Here is an 18,700-nt window from a genome sequence, read left to right as displayed (position 1 = left end):
CGGCGGGGAAAGCCCCGGCCGGCGGACGGAAGGTCCACCGGCCGAGGCCCTCACCACTGTCGAGTTAGGCCTGCGCGCCGGCGATGTTGACCAGCCACGCTACGCCGAACTTGTCCTTGCACATGCCGAAGGTGTCGCCCCACGGGGCCTTCTCCAACGGCATGGAGACATCGCCGCCGTCGGCCAGCTTGTCCCAGTAGCCACGGAGCTCACCCTCGTCCTCGCCACTAAGGGAGACGCTGTAGTTGTCACCGGGGTTGTACGACATGCTCGACGGCGTGTCGGAGCCCATCAGCGTCAGGCCGGACGGGGATTCCAGCTGGGAATGCATCACCAGGTCCTGCTCGGCGGGATCCTCGCTGGCGTGGTAGTCGGCAAAGGTGCTGATGGCCAGCTCGCCGCCGAAGACGCTCTTGTAGAATTCCATGGCTTCGCGCGCGTTGGTGCGGAAGCTGAGGTACGGGTTGAGGCGTGTCGTCATGATGGATTCTCCTGCGTTGTTGGATAGGTGATCATGTCACCATCGGTCATGCTAACAGCGGGCCCCGACACTCTCCATAGCCATCCCCCGAGGCGGACCTAAACGCCGTCGTAGGCCGCCTGGAGCGCCGCAATGTCCAGCTTCTTCATGGTCATCAATGCCGCCATCGCCCGTCCGGAACCTTCTGCGTCGGGCCCGCCCATCAGGGAGCCCAGGACCGTGGGGACCAATTGCCAAGACAGGCCGTACTTGTCCTTCAGCCAGCCGCACTGCCCTTCCTCTCCCCCGTCGCTGAGTTGCTCCCAGTACCTGTCAAGCTGGGCCTGGTCTTCGCAATCGATGATGAAGGAGACGGCCTCGGTGAACGTGTAGACGGGTCCGCCATTGAGGGCATTGAACGGGCGGCCACCGAGCTCAAAGTCCACCATGAGCGCCTGGCCGGGCGCATCTGGACCGGTATCGCCGTAGCGGGAAACGTTGGTGATGCGTGAATCATCAAACAGCGACACGTAGAAATTTGCCGCCTCCTCTGCCTGGTTGTCGAACCACAAACATGCGGTGGGTGCCTTCATGGATGCCAACTCCTTTAGCTGTGCCTGGTGCGGCCCAACGCCGCCGCCAGCACGAGCATAGTCGGCGAACATCCGGGCTGGCAGGTGCAAGTTCCCCACCCCCAAAGGAATGCGTACGCAGCCGCTGACAGTTCGCCCATGATTGTCCGTTGCCGCTGAAGGACTCGAGGGGGTGGACGTATGCTCGGGGCATGGCGGCACGGGCGGCGCGGCAGACTCGGGCGAAGTGGCCATGGGCGGCCGGCATAGTGCTGGTCGTGCTGGTGAATGTCGTGGTCTGGGGATCGCAGGCCGGTTCGTGCATCGACTATGCCCCAGGATCCGGTGCGGAAAGCATGTGCACCAGCGGTCCGGTCATTGGAGTGGCGGGAGCGCGGGTCCTGGGAATGGCCAGCCTTCTTGCCAGCGCGTACTTCGCGTTCCGACTGGTCCCGGCGATCCGCCGACGGCCGTAGGTCCAGGATCTGCCCACCGACAGCACCAAACAATGACGGGCCAAACAAAGAACCGCCGTGCCCCCGGACCATGGAGTCCGGGCACACGGCGGCGCTTTGCAGGGAAGGCAGAGGGCTAGATGTTGAAGCCCAGGGCCCGCATCTGGTCACGGCCATCGTCCGTGATCTTCTCCGGCCCCCACGGCGGCATCCAGACCCAGTTGATGCGCCATTCGTCCACCAGTGGACCAATCGCCTGCTCAACCTGCTCTTCGATGACGTCCTGCAGCGGGCAGGCCGCCGTGGTGAGCGTCATGTCCAGCAGCAGTGCTTTGTCCTCGGCATAGCGAAGACCGTAGAGCAGTCCCAAATCGACCACATTGACGCCCAGCTCGGGGTCAATGACGTCTTTGAGCGCCTCCTCGATGTCTTCAAGGTTGGTCTGCGCAGCGCCGGGCTGCACCGACTCGGTTTGGCTGGTTTCGGTCATGATTCCTTCTTAAGGTCTCTTAGGCCTGTGCTGCGTCTGCAACAAGGAAGCGGTCGTAGCCCTCATCCTCAAGGCGGTCGGCCAGCTCGGGGCCACCCTCTTCGGCGATGCGGCCGTCGACGAAGACGTGGACGAAGTCCGGCTTGATGTAGCGCAGGATGCGGGTGTAGTGCGTGATGAGCAGGGTGCCCAGATCGCTTTCCTCGGCGGCGCGGTTGACGCCCTCGGAGACAACCTTCAGCGCGTCAACGTCCAAGCCGGAGTCGGTCTCGTCGAGGATGGCGAACTTCGGCTTGAAGAGCTCCAGCTGAAGGATTTCGTGGCGCTTCTTCTCGCCGCCGGAGAAGCCTTCGTTGACGTTGCGCTGGGCGAACTCGGGCTCGATGCGCAGCTGCGCCATGGCGGCCTTGACGTCCTTGGTCCAGGTGCGCAGGGCCGGGGCGACGCCGTCGATGGCGGTCTTGGCGGTGCGCAGGAAGTTGGTCATGGTGACGCCGGGGATTTCCACCGGGTACTGCATGGCCAGGAACAGGCCGGCGCGGGCGCGCTCGTCCACGCTCATGGCCAGCACATCCTCGCCGTCGAGGGTGATGGTTCCGCTGTCCACCTTGTAGCGGGGGTGGCCGGCAATGGTGGAGGCGAGGGTGGACTTGCCGGAGCCGTTGGGGCCCATGATGGCGTGCGTCTCACCGGTCTTGATGGTCAGGCTGACACCCTTGAGGATGGGCTTGTTGCCCTGCTCGGTGTCGATGCTGACGTACAGGTCCTTGATTTCCAGAGTAGACATACTCTTCCTTCTCTTTTATTAAGCGTTCCGGACGGCGACCCTTAGGGTGCACCGACTCCGTTAAGAATGTTGGTGACGTCCACGTAGACGTCCTCGCCGTGGACATTGAGGGCAAACACGGGCACCGGCTCGTAGGCCGGCAACGTCAGCGGTTCCCCGCTGCGCAGGTCGAAAGAACTGCCGTGTGCCCAGCACTCGATGGTGCACCCTTCAACATCGCCCTCGCTCAGTGAGATCTCCGCATGGGAACAGGTGTCGCCAATGGCATGGAGCGTTCCCTCGGAATCGCGCACAATTGCCACCGGCAGGTCGCCGATTTCCACGCGAAGCGCGCTCTTGACGCTCACATCGCTGTCCTGGCAGACCAATTCGCCTGCCGGCGTTGTTTGGGGGTCCACGCTCATCAGATTGCGCCTGCCGACAATTCCCGTTCGACGGCCTCGCGCAGGCGCTCCTCCAGTGCGGGGACCTTGATCTGCTGGATGACCTCGTTCAGGAAGCCGCGGACCACCAGACGGCGGGCCACATCTTCCTGCATGCCGCGGGACTGCAGGTAGAAGAGCTGCTCGTCGTCGAACCGGCCGGTGGCGCTGGCGTGGCCGGCACCCTCGATCAGGCCCGTCTCGATCTCAAGGTTCGGCACGGAATCCGCGCGTGCACCCTGGGTCAGGATCAGGTTCCGGTTCATTTCGTACGTGTCGGTGCCTTCGGCTTCCTTGCGGATGAGCACGTCGCCAACCCAGACGGTGTGTGCGCCGTCGCCCTGCAGTGCACCCTTGTAGGTGACACGGGACTTGCACTTGGCTGCCGAGTGGTCAACGAACAGGCGCTGCTCGAAGTGCTGGCCGGCGTCTGCGAAGTAGAGGCCGTACATTTCCACGTCGCCACCGGTGCCGGCATAGCGGGCCGAGGGGGTGATGCGGACCAGGTCGCCACCGAGGTTGACCACGATGTGCTTGAACTTGGCGTCGCGGCCCACCTTGACCTGCTGCGAGGAGGCGTGCACGGCGTCGTCGTCCCAGTCCTGGATGCTGACGACCGTCAGTGCGGCGCCATCGTCGACCACCATTTCGACGTTCTCGGACACGACGGCGGAACCGCGGTGGTCGAGCACGACGACGGCGGTGGAGAACTGCTTGGCGTGCACCAGGATGTGGCTGGCGGCCGGAGACAACCCCGCACCGGTGATGGTCAGCGTGGTGACCTCGTCGGCATCGGCCGGAACGTGCTCGGCGGGGACGGTGACAACCGTGGCCTCGGCGAAGGCGCCCCAGGCGGCGGCGGACACGCGGTCCTCCGGGATGCCGGCGCCGCCGATGCGCGCATCGGTGCGCTCCACAGTTTCCACCAGGATGCCGGCCGCGGCGTCAACGCTGACCACGGGGGTGGCGCCGTCGAGGGCCACCTTGTCCAGGCCGCGCAGGCGCTTGAGCGGTGTGAAACGCCAGTCCTCTTCACGGCCGGTGATGGCCGGGAAGTCGGAAACCAGGTAGGAGGTCAGGCGTCCGGCGCGCGAGCTGTCCGGGATGCCGACGCCGCCGCCGTGGCTGTGTGACTTGGTGGCCTCGCCGGCCAGCGGGGAACTGGCGGGGTTGATCTCGGAGAGCTGCTCGCCCTCTTCGTTCATCCCGGCAATGCGGCGGACCTCGCTGGCTGCGCTGGGCGCTCCAATGCGTGCTTTTTCTTCGGTGAGCTCAGTCATTAACCGACGGCCCCTTCCATCTGGAGTTCGATCAGGCGGTTGAGCTCAAGGGCGTATTCCATCGGCAGCTCGCGGGCGATCGGCTCAATGAAGCCGCGCACGATCATGGCCATGGCCTCGTCCTCGGGCATGCCGCGGGACATCAGGTAGAACAGCTGCTCCTCGGAGACACGGGACACCGTGGCCTCGTGGCCCATCGACACGTCGTCCTCGCGGACGTCAACGTACGGGTAGGTGTCGGAGCGGGAGATGTTGTCCACCAGCAGCGCGTCACAGCGGACGGTGTTGGCTGAGTGGGTTGCACCCTCGCGGATCTGCACCAGGCCGCGGTAGGCCGCACGTCCGCCACCACGGGCAACGGACTTGGAGATGATCGAGGACTTCGTGTTCGGCGCGATGTGGACCATCTTCGAACCGGTGTCCTGGTGCTGGCCCTCGCCGGCAAATGCGACCGAGAGCGTCTCACCCTTGGCGTGCTCGCCTACCAGGTAGACGGCCGGGTACTTCATGGTGACCTTGGAGCCGATGTTGCCATCGACCCACTCCATGGTGGCGCCTTCGTGCGCAATGGCACGCTTGGTGACCAGGTTGTACACGTTGTTGGACCAGTTCTGGATGGTGGTGTAGCGAACGCGGGCGTTCTTCTTCACCACGATCTCCACGACGGCGGAGTGCAGGGAGTCCGAGGTGTAGATCGGGGCCGTGCAGCCTTCGATGTAGTGGACGTAGCTGTCCTCATCGGCAATGATCAGCGTGCGCTCGAACTGGCCCATGTTTTCCGTGTTGATGCGGAAGTAGGCCTGCAGCGGGATTTCCACGTGGACGCCCTTGGGGACGTAGACGAAGGAACCGCCGGACCAGACGGCCGTATTCAGCGAGGCAAACTTGTTGTCGCCCACCGGGATGATGGTGCCGAAGTACTCCTGGAAGATCTCCGGGTGTTCCTTCAGCGCCGTGTCGGTGTCAAGGAAGATGACGCCCTGGCGCTCCAGGTCCTCACGCAGCTGGTGGTAGACAACCTCGGACTCGTACTGGGCGGCAACGCCGGACACCAGGCGGCCGCGCTCGGCTTCGGGGATGCCGAGCTTTTCGTACGTGTTCCGGATATCTTCCGGCAAGTCTTCCCAGCTCTTGGCCTGCTTCTCCGTGGAGCGCACAAAGTACTTGATGTTGTCGAAGTCGATGCCCGACAGGTCCGCACCCCAGGTGGGCATGGGCTTGCGGTCGAAGTACTTCAGGCCCTTCAGACGCAGGTCAAGCATCCACTGGGGCTCGTTCTTCTTGGCCGAGATGTCGCGGACGACCTCTTCGCTCAGGCCGCGCCGCGCGTTGTCGCTGGCCTCGTTCTTGTCCGACCAGCCGAAAGCGTAGTTGCCTAGGCCCTCCAGCTCCGGGTTTCTTTCGAGGATGTCGTGGTTGATGCTGTCCTGGACAGCCGTCCCCGCGCCTACATCGTGCGCTAGTTGATCCGTCATCACGGCCTTTCTTGTGAAGGGTTGGAAGTTGTCGAAGTACTGGGATTTGTTGTCTTGCTGGAGGACCGGCCGGTGGGGATGTGCGTGGTGCACACGTGCCCGCCGCTGGCCAGGGTGGAGAGGCGGCGCACATCGGTGCCCAGCAGCCGGGAGAACACCGCTGTCTCGGCGTCGCAGAATTGCGGGAAGCTGGCGGCCAGTTCCTGCACTGGGCAGTGGGCCTGGCACAGCTGCTCGGCGGCCAGCGTGGCGGTGAAGCTGAAGCTGGCAGAGGAGGCCACGAAGCCATCGCCGCTCAACGCGGTGGCCAGGGCCTTGGACCTGGCGGAGATGTCGTCCCCTGCCGCGTTGACGATGGGCCGGTAGTCCTGCTCCATCTTGGCGAACCGGTGCTCGGCAAAGGCTGTGATGGCTTCCTCGCCGCCGGCTTCGGCCAGCTGGGTGAGGGCGGTGCGGGCGATGTCCAGGTAGTCGTTGCCCATGGCGGACTGGCCGCGGCGTGAGAGCACGTAGCGGCGGGCCGGGCGGCCGGCGCCCGAACGGGCGTTGCTGACCAGCTTGACCTCGATCACGCCGTTCTTGGAGAGCGTGTCAAGGTGACGGCGGACGGCGGCCGGGGTCAAGCCGAGCAGCGTGCCGAGCTGGGCGGCGCTGATGGGACCATGCTCCAGAACGGCGCTGCGGACGCGGTCACGGGTGCGTTCGTCGGCGTCGGCCAGCGGGATGGGCCCGGTGGCCGGGGCGTGTGCCTCGCTCATGAACACCTCCTGAAGTGCGTAGCCTGTGCGCAATTACAATAAACAACATAATTATGACGTAATTTACTCCGCCTAACCAGTAAGGTGAGCCTTGCCACCCTAGGATTCCGCGCGGGTCAGGAAGGCCTTCATCAGCGGGCCGCCGCTGACCGAGCCATAGTCGCCGTCCTCAACGAAGACGGCCACGGCCAAATCACCCTGCGCGGCAATCACCCAGGCATGCGTTTTCAACGGTTTGTCGTTGCCGTATTCGGCGGTGCCGGTCTTGGCCAGCACCGGCGCACCCGGGATGGCTGAGAGGAAGCCCGCGTGCCCGCTGGTGACCACGGCACGCATCATGTCCTGCAACTGCGCGGCCTCGGCCCCCGACAGGGCCGGGCCTGCTGCAGGGGTCTTTGTGCCCGCCGCCCCCGGGCCGGCCGACGGCGACGCCGCTTCCTGGGTGGGTGCCGGGAACACCGGCGTGGGTGAGACCAATGTGGGTGAGACCAGGGCGCCCCTGGCCACGGAGGCCGCCACCGTGGCGATGGCCAGTGGCGAGACCAGGACCTCGCCCTGGCCGATCATCGCGGCTGCGTGGGCGGTGCCGCCTGCGGTTGCCGGCAGGCTGCCCATGAACGCCGGTACACCAATGGTGGGGGCCGTGCCAATCCCCAGCGACGCCGCGGCCGAGGCGAGGTCCTCCTGGGCCACCTTGTCCCGGTTGGAGATGAAGGCCGTGTTGCAGGAGTGGGCGAAGGCGTCACGCAGGGTGATGCTGCCCAGATGTTCCGCCGGGTAGGTGCCGGCGTTCTTGAAGGCCAGGCCGTCCACGGAGAGCTCGGGGGTGCAGGAGACCATGCTGTCCGGCGTCTGCCCCTTGCGGAGCATGGCCAGCGAGGTGGCGACCTTGAAGGTGGACCCGGGCGCGTACTGGCCCAGCAGGGCCGTGTTGTAGCCGTTGCTGCCCGGGCCATTGGCCGCGGCCACCACGGCACCCGTGGACGGCCGCAGGGCCACGATGGCGGTGGCTGACGTCTGGTCCTTGAGCACGTCCTCGGCCAGCGCCTGCAGTTTGGCATTGATGGTGGTGGACAGCGGCGTTCCATCCACCGGCTTGGTGCTGAAGAGCTCCTTCGGCGCGGCGCCTCCGGGCGAGAGGAGCAGCAGCCGGACTCCGGGGGTGCCGCGGAGCTGGCCGTCATATTGCTGTTGCAGCCCGGACAGGCCTGTTTCATCGCCGGCGGCCAGCGTGCCGCCAGAGGCCGCTATGAGCTCGGCGGTGGCCTCCCCCACGGTGCCCAGCAGGGCGCGCGCAAAGGTCCGGTTCGGGGCCAGCGGCAACGTGCCCTTGAGGGCGGCGGCGCCCGGGATGGCCGCGACGGCGGCATCGGTGGCGGTCCGGCTGGCGTCGTCGCGCGCCACCAGCGCCTCCACAAAGGCCGACTCGCCGGCGGCGGCCACCTGCTGGGCAAACCCCTCCGGATCGACGCCGGCCAGAACGGCCAGCGCCTTCGCTGAGGCCGGTGCGGTGGCCGCATCCACGTGCGACTTGTCCAGGCCCAGGCGCACCACGGGACGCTCGGTGACCAGCACCTCGCCGCCGTCGCCCAGGATGTTTCCGCGGGCGCCGGACGTGTGCGCCACCGTCAGGACGTCGCCGGCGGCCGAGTGCGGAACCAGCAGGTCCGGGCGCCAGGCCACGGCCCACGTACCGTCCTTGCGGGCCAGCTCCGCCGTCGTCGGATAGGTCCAGGTTTCGGCACCGGCGGGCCAGACCACGGACAGGTGGGCGGTGGCCGCGTTGTCCTTCACGTCCACCGATTCAACGTTGACCCGCGGCTTGAGCCCGGCAACACCCTTGGTGGCGTCGGCCAGGGCGGCGGTCTTGGCGCCGGCGTCGCCGTCGGCGAAGGTCACGGCAGCCACATCCAGCCGGGACAGGCCCTCGGCCAGCGTGGCGGCGGTGGCCTTGGCCCCCGCCGCCGCGTCGTCGCAGCCGGTCAGGGCGGTGCAGGCCACCAGGATGGACATGGATATGGCCAGTGTTTTTAGTTTCCCCATGACCCCATTATGTTTGCCGGGGCGGCAACGCCGAAAAGCGCCAAGTACTACGTCGCGTAGAATATGGCTGTGCCAGAATCCCCCGCCCTCATCATTGACGGCCTCATTAAAGACGTTGGCCCAGTCGCCGCGCTCGATGGCCGCATGAAGCGCGTCGTCGCCGGCGTCAGCCTGCAGGCCCGCCACGGAGCCGTCACGGCCCTGCTGGGTGCCAACGGTGCCGGTAAGACCACCACCCTCGAATGCGCCCAGGGCCTCCAACGCCGCACGGGCGGCACCATCCGCCTGCTGGGCCAGGATCCGGACAACGCCGACGCCGCCCTGCGCGCCAGGGTGGGCGTCATGCTCCAGGATGGTGGACTCCCGCCGTCGGCCAAGCCGGTTGCCCTGCTGCGCCACGTGGCAGGGATGTATGCGACCCCGCTCAATGTCGACGAGCTGGTGGACCGGCTGGGCATTGGCGCGTTCGCGAACACCACCATCCGCCGGCTCTCCGGCGGCCAGAAGCAGCGTGTGTCGCTGGCGGCGGCCCTGCTGGGCAATCCGGAGGTCCTGTTCCTCGACGAGCCCAGCGCCGGGCTGGATCCGCAATCGCGCCTGATGGTCTTCGAGCTGATCCGCGAGCTGCGCGATGCGGGCAAGGCGATCATCCTGACCACGCATCTGCTCGACGACGCCCAAAAGCTGGCCGACTACGTCTACATCATCGACGCCGGCGAGTCGGTGGCCGAGGGCACGGTGCCCGAGCTGCTGCGCGAGGCCACCACCGCCGATGCCCACCGCACCGTGACGTTCGAGTCCATGCCCGACGCGGACTACACCGCCGCCCTCCGGCCCGGCCTCTCCATCGAGGAAACCCGCCCCGGCAGCTACGCCGTCGTCGGTGCCCTGGAACCGGCGGACCTGGCCCGGCTGACAGCCCTGTGGGCCCAGCGCGGCGTCATGCCCACCTCCTTGCACATGGCCTCCCGCTCGCTCGAGGATGTCTTCTTGACCATTTCTGGAACGGAGCTGCGATGAGCGCCACCACCCCACAGGCCGCCTCGGCCCCGGCCACGCTGGCCCGCCGGATCATCCAGCAGGGCCGCTACGAAACCACCACAATGCTGCGCAACGGCGAACAACTGACCCTCATGGTGGTCATGCCGCTGCTGGCGCTGGTGGCGTTGTCCGTCACGCCGCTGCTTGACGGCATGGGGGCCAGCCGCGTGGACATTGCCACGCCGGGGGTGCTGGCCCTGTGCGCCATGTCCACGGCGTTCACCGGGCAGGGCATCGCCACAGGTTTTGACCGCCGTTACGGCGTGCTCCGCTTCCTCTCGACCACGCCGTTGGGCCGGGGCGGGCTGATTGCCGGCAAGGTGCTGGCCGTGCTGGCCGCCCTGGTGATCCAGGTGGCCATCGTCTCCGCCGTCGCCGGGTTCCTGGGCTGGCATCCGACGGTGGCCGGCATCCTGCTCGGCATCCCGCTGCTGGTGCTCGGCACCATTGCCTTCACCGCGCTGGGCCTGCTGATTGCCGGCACCGTCCGGCCGGAGGCCACGCTGGCCATCACCAACCTGTGCTGGATCCTCTTTGGCGCCCTGGGCGGCATTGTGCTGCCGGCCGCCCGGTTCTCCAGCACGCTGGACGGGATCGTGTCCTGGCTGCCCTCCGGTGCCCTGGGACAGGCCATGCGCGATGCCCTGCTGCTGGGCCAGGTCAATGTTTTTGCAGTTGTAGTCTTGTTGGGGTGGGCCCTGCTGGCCTCCCTGGCAGCCGTCCGTTGGTTCAAGTGGAGTTGAAATACGTGAGCAATCCCCAGCAGTCCCCCACCCGCCCGGCGCGCTGGACGGACAGGCTTCCCACCATCGTCACCCCCACCATCCGCCGGCTCTCCGTGGCCTCTCTGGTGGGCCAGTCCGTGCTTATTGTCACGGGCGCAGCGGTGCGCCTGACGGCCTCCGGCCTGGGCTGCCCCACCTGGCCCAAGTGCACCACCGGTTCGCTGGTGAACACTCCCGAAATGGGCATCCACGGCATCATCGAGTTCGGCAACCGCACCCTGACGTTCGCCCTGGCCCTGGTGGCCACACTGATGCTGGTGTTCCTGTGGAACCTGCGCAAGGAGCGCAAGGACCTGTTCTGGCTGGCCTTCTCCCTGCTGGCCAGCATCCCGGTCCAGGCCGTGATCGGCGGCCTGTCGGTGCTGACGAAGCTGAACCCCTGGGTGGTCAGCCTGCATTTTCTGGTCTCCGCCGCGCTGGTGGTGTTCTCGATGCTGCTGGTCAACCGGACCTACGCGCGCACCGGCATGGCCTCCGCCGCCGTGGCCACGGCGCCGTCCAAGACGGTCCGCCAGCTCACGGCCGTGGCCGCCGTCTGCACCGGCATCGCCGTCGTGCTGGGCACCATGGTCACCGGCTCCGGTCCGCACGCGGGCGACGCCAACGCCCCGCGGAATGAGCTCAACCCGGACCTGATCACCCGCATCCATGTGGTGCCGGTGTACCTGCTGGTCATCAGCTGTGCCATCCTGCTGGTGCTGCTGTGGCGCCGCGGCTCCGGCGATGCCCTGCGCACCGGCGCCCTGCTCCTGGTCGCCGCCGTCGTGTTCCAGGGCGGGATTGGCTACGCCCAGCACTTCACCGGGCTGCCGCCGCTGCTGGTGGGCCTGCACATGCTCGGCTCCGCATTGCTGCTGGCCGCCGCCACCAACCTCGCGGACCTGGTCTACCGGCGCAAATCCTGACCTAAGACCATATCCCTTCGACGGGGCGTCCACCATTGCGGTGGGCGCCCCTTCGTGCGTATGCGGTCCGGAGGCCGCCGTGCGGCGCGCCATGGACCGCCGCGGGCCGCGGACGCCAACCACCGGCCCCGGCGCGCCTCAGCGGGCCGGAAGCGTGGACCGTGCGTCCGGCCCAAAGGTGCCCGGCCGCAGCCGGGCCCAGAGCAGCAGCCCGATGTAGGCGAGGTCGAACACGCTGCAGAGCAGACCGATGCCCAGGACGAAGGGCGAGTGGCCCAGGGCGCCAAACAGGAGGGTGGGGGCCAGCGTCCCCAGCCACTTGGCGACGGCGATCAGCAGCGACTGCCCGCGCGGTCCCCGGCGGGCGGCAAACATCGCGATGAACAACCCCGACATGAGCAGGTTCTGCAGGAAGGCCGAGTATTGCGCGGCGCCTGTGCCCGGGCCCAGGCCAAAGGCGCCGATAAACAGGAACTGGACGGCAAAGCCGGCTCCCACGAGGGCCACGGCCCACAGGGCGAACAGCGTGCGGTTGAGGAACGGGGGCAGTTCCCGGCGGCCAAAGCGCAGGAACGTGTACAACACGGCGACGTCGGCCAGGGCCCAGACAAGGTTGATGTACCCCTGCAGACCGGAGTGGCCGGAGGCCAGATCGTGGATAGCGTAGATCCACTCCCAGGCGAAGTTGAGGCCCAGCGCCGCGGCGGGCACAGCATAGGTCCGGTACCGGAAACCGATGCGGATCGACTCGGCATACACGATGGTCCAGGCAAGGCCGCTGAGGCCGGTGAGGAAGAGGTCCACAGCGACCAGCCTACGGCGGTGTCCGCGGTCCGGAACAGGGTGCTCCCAGCACAAAAGACAAGGCACAAAAAAGGGGCCCGTGTCCGGCAGGAACACGAGCCCCATTTCGGGACTGTGGTGGAGCTCTAGCCCATCAGCGGGGATCCGACGAAGGGATCCACGGCCAGGGCGAGGAACACCAGCGTCAGGTAGCTGATGGAGCCATGGAAGACCTTCATGGCGCCCTTCTTGGTGATCTCGTTCTCCTGGGCGCTGTTGTACAGTTTGTGCGCCTCGAAGAGGAACCAAATGCCGGCGGCGACGGCCACCACGGTGTAGACGATGCCGGCGCGGCCGAGCGGGATCATCAGCAGCGAGCACGCCACCATCGCCCAGGTGTAGAGGACCACCTGGACGGCCACGATGCGCGAGCCGGCGACGGCGCCCAGCATGGGGACATTGGCGGCGTTGTAGTCGTCGCTGTACCGCATGGACAGCGGCCAGTAGTGCGGCGGCGTCCACAGGAAGATGATCATGAACAAGATGATGGCCGGCCATTCGACAGTGTTGGTGACAGCGGCCCAGGCGATCAGCACGGGCATGCAGCCGGCGGCGCCGCCCCAGACGATGTTCTGCGAGGTGCGGCGTTTGAGGATCAGTGTGTAGACCACCACGTAGAGGAAGATGGCCACGATGCCCAGGATGCCGGCCAGCGGGTTGGCGCCAAACCAGAGCAGCGCCACGGAGACGACGGCCAGGATCCAGGCGAACACCAGGGCCTCGCGCGGGGTGACGGCGCCGGTGACCAGCGGCCGGTTCTCCGTGCGGTGCATGACCTTGTCGATGTCGCGGTCGATGTAGCAGTTGAAGGCACCGGCACTGCCGGCGGCCAGGGCGCCGCCCACCATGGTGGCGACCATCAGCCAGATGTTCGGTATCCCGCGGGCGGCGAAGAACATCGTGGGCAAGGTGGTGACCAGCAGCAGCTCAATGACGCGGGGCTTGGTCAGGGCAACATAGGCCTTCAGTTTTCCGGTAAAGCCCAGGCCGTTCCCGGGCGTGGCCGGGGCTGCTGGCAGATGGGTTGCGCTCACGTAGTGTCACCATGTTCTGTCTTGAAGTTTGCCTGCCGGCACGTGGCCTCCGCAGGAGCCGTCCCCCAGGGGCCGGTCGCCGGAGCGGGGTGTGGCACGTGCACGCGGAACAAAGCCGCGCTTTTATCATACCTGCCTGCACAGGGCTAGCATGCCGACGGGGGGTGGAGCGCATTACCGAATGTTGCATGCAAATGAACAGTAAATACCGGTATATGACCAATTGACAGGTGGTCGATTTCGTGCAGGCGCACGGCTATGGGGATAAGCTGGGACGCAAGTTTTGTTTCAACGGTGAACGGCAGAATCCGGGGGCAAAATGTGCCCTCTGGAAGCTCTATATGTTCGCCTTTTGCCGTGAGCTAATGTACCCAATTGAGAGGGCCCGGTAAGTGTCACATCTGGAATCACAAGAATTGTCCTGGACCACTGCCGACCAGCGTGCGGTGGACACCGCACGAGTCCTGGCCGCAGATGCAGTCGAAAAGGTCGGCAACGGCCACCCCGGCACCGCGATGTCCCTGGCCCCGGCCGCCTACCTGCTCTTCCAGAAGCTGATGCGCCACGACCCGAAGGATCCGCACTGGATCGGCCGCGACCGCTTCATCCTCTCCCCCGGCCACACCTCGCTGACGCTCTACGTGCAGCTGTTCCTCTCCGGCTACGGCCTGGAGGTCGAGGACCTGAAGGCGCTGCGCACCTGGGGTTCGCTGACCCCGGGCCACCCGGAGTACAAGCACACCAAGGGTGTGGAGATCACCACGGGCCCGCTGGGCCAGGGCCTGGCCTCCTCGGTGGGCTTCGCCTACTCCCAGCGCCGCCTGCGCGGCCTGCTCGACGCCGCCGCCGCCGCCGGGGAGTCCCCGTTCGATCACACCATCTGGGTCATCGCCTCCGACGGCGACCTGCAGGAGGGCGTCACCTCCGAGGCCTCCTCCCTGGCCGGGCACCAGGAGCTGGGCAACATGGTCGTCATCTACGACCAGAACCACATCTCCATCGAGGACGACACCAACATCTCCTACTCCGAGGATGTCCTTAAGCGCTACGAGGCGTACGGCTGGGATGTCCAGCGCGTGGACTGGACCAAGACCGGCGAATACGTCGAGGACGTCGCCGAGCTTTACACGGCCCTTCTCAAGGCGAAGGCCGAGACGTCCAAGCCGTCCATCATTGCGCTGCGCACGGTGATCGGCTACCCGTCGCCGACGAAGCAGAACACCGGCAAGATCCACGGTTCCGCCTTGGGCGGCGCCGAGGTCGCGGCGCTGAAGACCGTCCTGGGCTTCGACCCGGAGCAGAGCTTCGAGGTCGACGCCGACGTCCTGGCCCATGCCCGCGAGGTCGTGCAGCGCGGTGCCGCCGCACACAGCGAGTGGGACGCCCGCTTCGAGGCCTGGAAGGTGGCCAACGCCGAGTCCGCGGCCCTGCTGGAGCGCATCCAGGACCGCAAGCTGCCCGCCGGCTGGGACGCCGCCCTGCCCGCCTTCGCGCCCGGCAAGGACGTCTCCACCCGCGCCGCCTCCGGCAAGGTCCTGAACGCGATCGGCCCGGTCCTGCCGGAGCTGTGGGGCGGTTCCTGCGACCTGGCCGAGTCGAACAACACCACCATCGAGGGCTCGCCTTCGTTCGTCCCGGCCTCCAAGCAGACCGAGTCCTGGTCCGGCGGCCCCTACGGGCGGGTGCTGCACTTCGGCATCCGCGAGCACGCCGCGGCCTCAATCGTGAACGGCATCCACCTCGCCGGCCCGACCCGCGCGTTCTCGGGCACGTTCCTGATCTTCTCCGACTACCAGCGCCCGGCCATCCGCCTCGGCGCCCTGATGGGCGTGCCCTCGATCTACGTGTGGACGCACGACTCCATCGGCCTGGGCGAGGACGGGCCCACCCACCAGCCGGTGGAGCAGCTGGCCTCCCTGCGCGCCATCCCGGGCCTGGACGTGGTCCGCCCGGGCGATGCGAACGAGGTCGCCCAGGCGTGGAAGTCGATCCTGGAGAACACGGCCAACCCGGCCGGCATCGTGCTGACCCGCCAGAACATCCCCACCTATGAGAGGGCCGAGGGCGCGGCGACCGCGGCGCTGTTCGGCTCGGCCACCGGTGTGGCCAAGGGCGGCTACGTGCTCGCCGAGGCCACCGCCGACGGCGCCGTCACGGCCCCGACCGTGATCTTGATCGCGACCGGTTCGGAGGTGCAGCTGGCCGTTGAGGCCCGCGAGGCACTGCAGGGGCAGGGCATCCCGGCCCGTGTGGTTTCCATGCCGTGTGTCGAGTGGTTCAACGCCCAGGACGCCGCCTACCGGGAATCCGTGCTTCCGGCCGCCGTGAAGGCCCGCGTCTCCGTCGAGGCCGGCCTGGCCCTGGGCTGGCGCGAGTTCGTCGGCGACGCCGGCCGGTCCATCTCGCTGGAGCACTTCGGCGCCTCCGCGGACTACAAGCGCCTCTTCGCCGAGTTCGGTATCACGGCAGAGGCCGTCACGGCCGCCGCCAAGGACTCCCTGGCCGCAGCATCGGCTTAACTGCCGCAGGCTTAACTGCGCACCCATTCCTCTTTTGCCAGTTCAACTCTAAGGACATTGAGCATCATGACTAGTTCCACCCCCACCGCAGCACTGTCGGCCGCCGGCGTTTCCATCTGGCTGGACGATCTCTCCCGCGAACGCCTCACCAGCGGCAGCCTGCAGACCCTGATCGACACCAAGAACGTTGTTGGTGTGACCACCAACCCGTCGATCTTCGAGGCCGCCATCACCAAGGGTGACTCCTACAAGGAGCAGCTGACCGCACTGGCCGCTGCCGGCGTCCACTCCGAAGAGGCCGTTTTCGAGATCACCACCGCCGATGTGGCCGATGGCTGCGACCTGTTCGCCGCCATCTCCGAGTCCACCAAGGGTGTCGACGGCCGCGTCTCCATCGAGGTTGACCCGCGCAAGGCATGGGACACCGAGGGCACCATCGCCGAGGCCAAGCGCCTGTACGCCAAGGTGGACCGCAAGAACGTCTACATCAAGATCCCGGCAACCCTGGAGGGCCTGGCGGCCATCACGGCAACCCTGGCCGAGGGCATCAGCGTCAACGTCACGCTGATCTTCTCGCTGGACCGCTACCGCGCCGTCATCAACGCCTTCCAGAGCGGCCTGGAGCAGGCCAAGGCCAACGGCCACGACCTGTCCACCATCCACTCCGTGGCCTCCTTCTTCGTCTCCCGCGTGGATGCCGAGATCGACGCCCGCCTGAACGCCCTGGGCACCGACGAGGCCCTTGCCCTGAAGGGCAAGGCCGGCCTGGCCAACGCCCGCCTGGCCTACCAGGTCTTCCAGGAGCAGTTCTCCTCCGAGCGCTGGGCCGTGCTGGCCGGCGCCGGCGCCCTGCCGCAGCGCGCCCTCTGGGCCTCCACCGGCGTCAAGGACCCGGCCCTGCCGGACACCCTGTACGTCACCGGCCTGGTGGCAGCCGACGTCGTCAACACGATGCCGGAGAAGACGCTGGACGCCACCTTCGACCACGGCGTGGTCACCGGCGACACCATCACGGGCACCTACGATGAGTCCAACGCCGTCCTGGACCAGCTCGAGGGCCTGGGCGTCTCCTACAACGACGTCGTCGCCAAGCTTGAGTCCGAGGGCTTGGAGAAGTTCGTCGCCAGCTGGAACGAGCTCCTGGACCACGTCCAGGATGCCCTGGACGCCGTGGCTGCGAAGGCGTAGGCCCCATGAGCACCCTTTCCTTCGAGGCAACCGGCGCCGCCCTGGCAGCCGTGGAAGCGCATGTTGACACGCTCGTGGCCGACGCCGTCGCCTCGCGCATGTTTGCCAAGGACGCCACGCTGTGGGGTCCGGACGCCGAAGCCGAGTCGGCCGTCCGGCTCGGCTGGCTGGCGGCTGCGGAAATCTCCGCCGCCCTGCTCCCGGAGATCGCCGCCCTCAGGGCCGAACTGGCCGCCGAGGGCATCGACCACATTGTGCTGTGCGGCATGGGTGGCTCCTCGCTGGCGCCGGAGGTCATCACGGCCACGGCCGGCATGGAATTGACGGTGCTGGACAGCACCGATCCCGAGCAGGTCCTCGCCGCCGTGGCGGACCGGCTGGAGCGCACGGCCGTTGTGGTCTCCTCCAAGTCCGGTTCCACGCTGGAGACGGACTCGCAGCGGCGCATCTTCGAGGCGGAGTTCACCGCCGCGGGCATCGATGCCGCCTCGCGGATCATCATCGTCACCGATCCCGGCTCCCCGCTGGACGCCGCCTCGCGCGAGGCCGGCTACCGGAAGATCTTCAACGCCGATCCCAACGTGGGCGGGCGCTACTCGGCGCTGACCGCGTTTGGGCTGGTTCCCTCAGGCCTGGCCGGTGCGGACATCGCCGCACTGCTGGCCGAGGCGGAGGAAGCCGGCGAGATCCTGCGCGAGGATGCACCGGAAAACATCGGTCTGCACCTCGGTGCCGCCCTCGGTGGCACCAGCCCGCTGCGCAACAAGATCGTGATTGTTGACGAGGGTTCGGGCATTGTCGGCTTTGCCGACTGGGCCGAGCAGCTCATTGCCGAGTCCACGGGCAAGCTGGGTACGGGCGTGCTGCCCGTCGTGGCCGAGCCCGGCTCCCCCGAGGTCACCTCGGGTGCGCAGGACGTGCTGGTGGTCCGCCTGGTCTCCCCCGACGCCGACGTTGCACTTGCCGAGAACGAGGTGGCCATCGCCGGCGGCCTGGGCAGCCAGATGATGGTGTGGGAGTTTGCCACCGCCGTCGCCGGCCGCCTGCTGGGCATCAACCCGTTCGACCAGCCGGATGTGGAGGCCGCCAAGGTGGCCGCCCGCGGCCTGCTGGACGCCACCCCCGCGCCGACGGCAGCCAACTTCACCGACGGAGCCATCGAGGTCCGCGGACCGGAATGGCTCGACGGTGCCACCACCGTGGCCGGCGCCCTGCAGGCGCTGTTCGCCGAGCTGGGCCCGGACGGCTACCTCAGCGTCCAGGCCTACCTGGACCGGATCAGCCACGCCTCCCTCGCGGAGGTCCGCGACGAGCTGGCTGCCACCACCGGCCGCCCCACCACCTTCGGCTGGGGACCGCGCTTCCTGCACTCCACCGGACAGTTCCACAAGGGTGGACCGGCCATTGGTGCCTTCCTGCAGATCACCGCCGAGGTGGTGGAGGATCTGGCCATTCCGGAACGTCCGTTTACGTTCGGTGGGCTGATCCAGGCCCAGGCCGCCGGTGACGCACAGGTGCTGGCCAGCCACGGCCGCCCAGTGCTGCGCCTGCACTTCACCGACCGTGAGGCGGGCGTCCTCCAATTGAAGACTGTGGTGGCCGCCCTCGCCGGCCAGCACACCAACACCCAAGGCAACTAGGAA

At 67.2% G+C, this 18,700-nt stretch carries 17 protein-coding genes; 6 read left to right on the top strand and 11 right to left on the bottom strand.

What is annotated here, in order from left to right; all coding sequences use genetic code 11:
• Positions 1-64 precede the first annotated feature (64 nt).
• The 9 genes from ACQCSX_RS03760 to ACQCSX_RS03720 form a co-directional block, all read right to left on the bottom strand.
• Complete coding sequence (locus ACQCSX_RS03760) at positions 65-481, bottom strand: VOC family protein (RefSeq protein ID WP_427017743.1); 417 nt, start codon at positions 479-481, stop codon at positions 65-67.
• A gap of 98 nt (positions 482-579) precedes the next feature.
• A complete protein-coding gene (locus ACQCSX_RS03755) occupies positions 580-1,053 on the bottom strand; it encodes a VOC family protein (RefSeq protein WP_427017742.1) in 474 nt (157 codons plus the stop codon).
• A 570-nt stretch (positions 1,054-1,623) separates the two neighbouring features.
• Positions 1,624-1,977 carry a metal-sulfur cluster assembly factor gene (locus tag ACQCSX_RS03750; RefSeq protein WP_427017741.1) on the bottom strand — a complete coding sequence of 118 codons (354 nt, stop codon included), beginning with the start codon at positions 1,975-1,977 and terminating at the stop codon, positions 1,624-1,626.
• Positions 1,978-1,996: 19 nt separating this feature from the next.
• Entirely contained in the window at positions 1,997-2,764 is a 768-nt protein-coding gene (gene sufC, locus ACQCSX_RS03745; protein ID WP_427017740.1) for a Fe-S cluster assembly ATPase SufC, read from the bottom strand.
• 41 nt (positions 2,765-2,805) lie between these two features.
• The gene (locus ACQCSX_RS03740) at positions 2,806-3,162 is read right to left on the bottom strand and encodes a non-heme iron oxygenase ferredoxin subunit (protein ID WP_427017739.1); all 357 of its coding nucleotides are present in this window, start codon (positions 3,160-3,162) and stop codon (positions 2,806-2,808) included.
• Positions 3,163-3,167: 5 nt separating this feature from the next.
• Entirely contained in the window at positions 3,168-4,466 is a 1,299-nt protein-coding gene (gene sufD / locus ACQCSX_RS03735) for a Fe-S cluster assembly protein SufD (protein WP_427017738.1), read from the bottom strand.
• Positions 4,466-5,941, bottom strand: a complete 1,476-nt coding sequence (gene sufB, locus ACQCSX_RS03730) for a Fe-S cluster assembly protein SufB (RefSeq protein ID WP_427017737.1) — start codon at positions 5,939-5,941, stop codon at positions 4,466-4,468. Before sufB ends, sufD begins: the two co-directional genes overlap by 1 nt.
• Positions 5,941-6,699: a helix-turn-helix transcriptional regulator gene (locus ACQCSX_RS03725; protein WP_427017736.1), complete on the bottom strand. Its 759-nt coding sequence runs from the start codon at positions 6,697-6,699 to the stop codon at positions 5,941-5,943. The genes sufB and ACQCSX_RS03725 overlap by 1 nt, the downstream gene beginning before the upstream one ends.
• A gap of 99 nt (positions 6,700-6,798) precedes the next feature.
• A complete protein-coding gene (locus tag ACQCSX_RS03720; RefSeq protein WP_427017735.1) occupies positions 6,799-8,742 on the bottom strand; it encodes a penicillin-binding transpeptidase domain-containing protein in 1,944 nt (647 codons plus the stop codon).
• 63 nt (positions 8,743-8,805) lie between these two features.
• Between ACQCSX_RS03720 and ACQCSX_RS03715 the strand changes: the two genes are divergently transcribed.
• From ACQCSX_RS03715 to ACQCSX_RS03705, 3 genes are read left to right on the top strand one after another with little or no spacing between them, the layout of a single operon-like run.
• Positions 8,806-9,762 carry an ABC transporter ATP-binding protein gene (locus ACQCSX_RS03715; protein ID WP_427017734.1) on the top strand — a complete coding sequence of 319 codons (957 nt, stop codon included), beginning with the start codon at positions 8,806-8,808 and terminating at the stop codon, positions 9,760-9,762.
• Positions 9,759-10,526, top strand: a complete 768-nt coding sequence (locus ACQCSX_RS03710) for an ABC transporter permease (protein ID WP_427017733.1) — start codon at positions 9,759-9,761, stop codon at positions 10,524-10,526. The genes ACQCSX_RS03715 and ACQCSX_RS03710 overlap by 4 nt, the downstream gene beginning before the upstream one ends.
• 5 nt (positions 10,527-10,531) lie before the next feature.
• Positions 10,532-11,473, top strand: coding sequence for a COX15/CtaA family protein (locus tag ACQCSX_RS03705; RefSeq protein WP_427017732.1), 942 nt, complete (start codon positions 10,532-10,534; stop codon positions 11,471-11,473).
• Positions 11,474-11,611: 138 nt separating this feature from the next.
• On the opposite strand, the gene ACQCSX_RS03700 is transcribed toward ACQCSX_RS03705, so the two are convergent.
• Together ACQCSX_RS03700 and ACQCSX_RS03695 are read right to left on the bottom strand one after the other, a co-directional pair.
• Positions 11,612-12,277, bottom strand: a complete 666-nt coding sequence (locus ACQCSX_RS03700; protein ID WP_427017731.1) for a hypothetical protein — start codon at positions 12,275-12,277, stop codon at positions 11,612-11,614.
• 125 nt (positions 12,278-12,402) lie between these two features.
• On the bottom strand, positions 12,403-13,350 hold the full coding sequence (locus ACQCSX_RS03695) for a heme o synthase (RefSeq protein WP_427017730.1): 948 nt from the start codon (positions 13,348-13,350) through the stop codon (positions 12,403-12,405).
• A gap of 401 nt (positions 13,351-13,751) precedes the next feature.
• Between ACQCSX_RS03695 and tkt the strand changes: the two genes are divergently transcribed.
• The 3 genes from tkt (at position 13,752) to ACQCSX_RS03680 (ending at position 18,697) form a co-directional block, all read left to right on the top strand.
• Positions 13,752-15,869 (top strand): transketolase, encoded by a 2,118-nt coding sequence (gene tkt, locus ACQCSX_RS03690; protein ID WP_427018960.1) that lies wholly within the window; start codon positions 13,752-13,754, stop codon positions 15,867-15,869.
• A gap of 66 nt (positions 15,870-15,935) precedes the next feature.
• Complete coding sequence (tal, locus tag ACQCSX_RS03685) at positions 15,936-17,057, top strand: transaldolase (protein ID WP_427017729.1); 1,122 nt, start codon at positions 15,936-15,938, stop codon at positions 17,055-17,057.
• Between the two features lie 5 nt (positions 17,058-17,062).
• Positions 17,063-18,697 carry a glucose-6-phosphate isomerase gene (locus tag ACQCSX_RS03680; protein ID WP_427017728.1) on the top strand — a complete coding sequence of 545 codons (1,635 nt, stop codon included), beginning with the start codon at positions 17,063-17,065 and terminating at the stop codon, positions 18,695-18,697.
• Positions 18,698-18,700: the final 3 nt, after the last annotated feature.

The sequence above is a fragment of the Pseudarthrobacter sp. P1 genome (genome assembly GCF_050156935.1).
In the GTDB taxonomy this organism is placed as follows: Bacteria; Actinomycetota; Actinomycetes; order Actinomycetales; family Micrococcaceae; genus Specibacter.
Note: the sequence above shows the minus strand (reverse complement) of the source record. Positions and strands in the feature narration are given on the sequence as shown.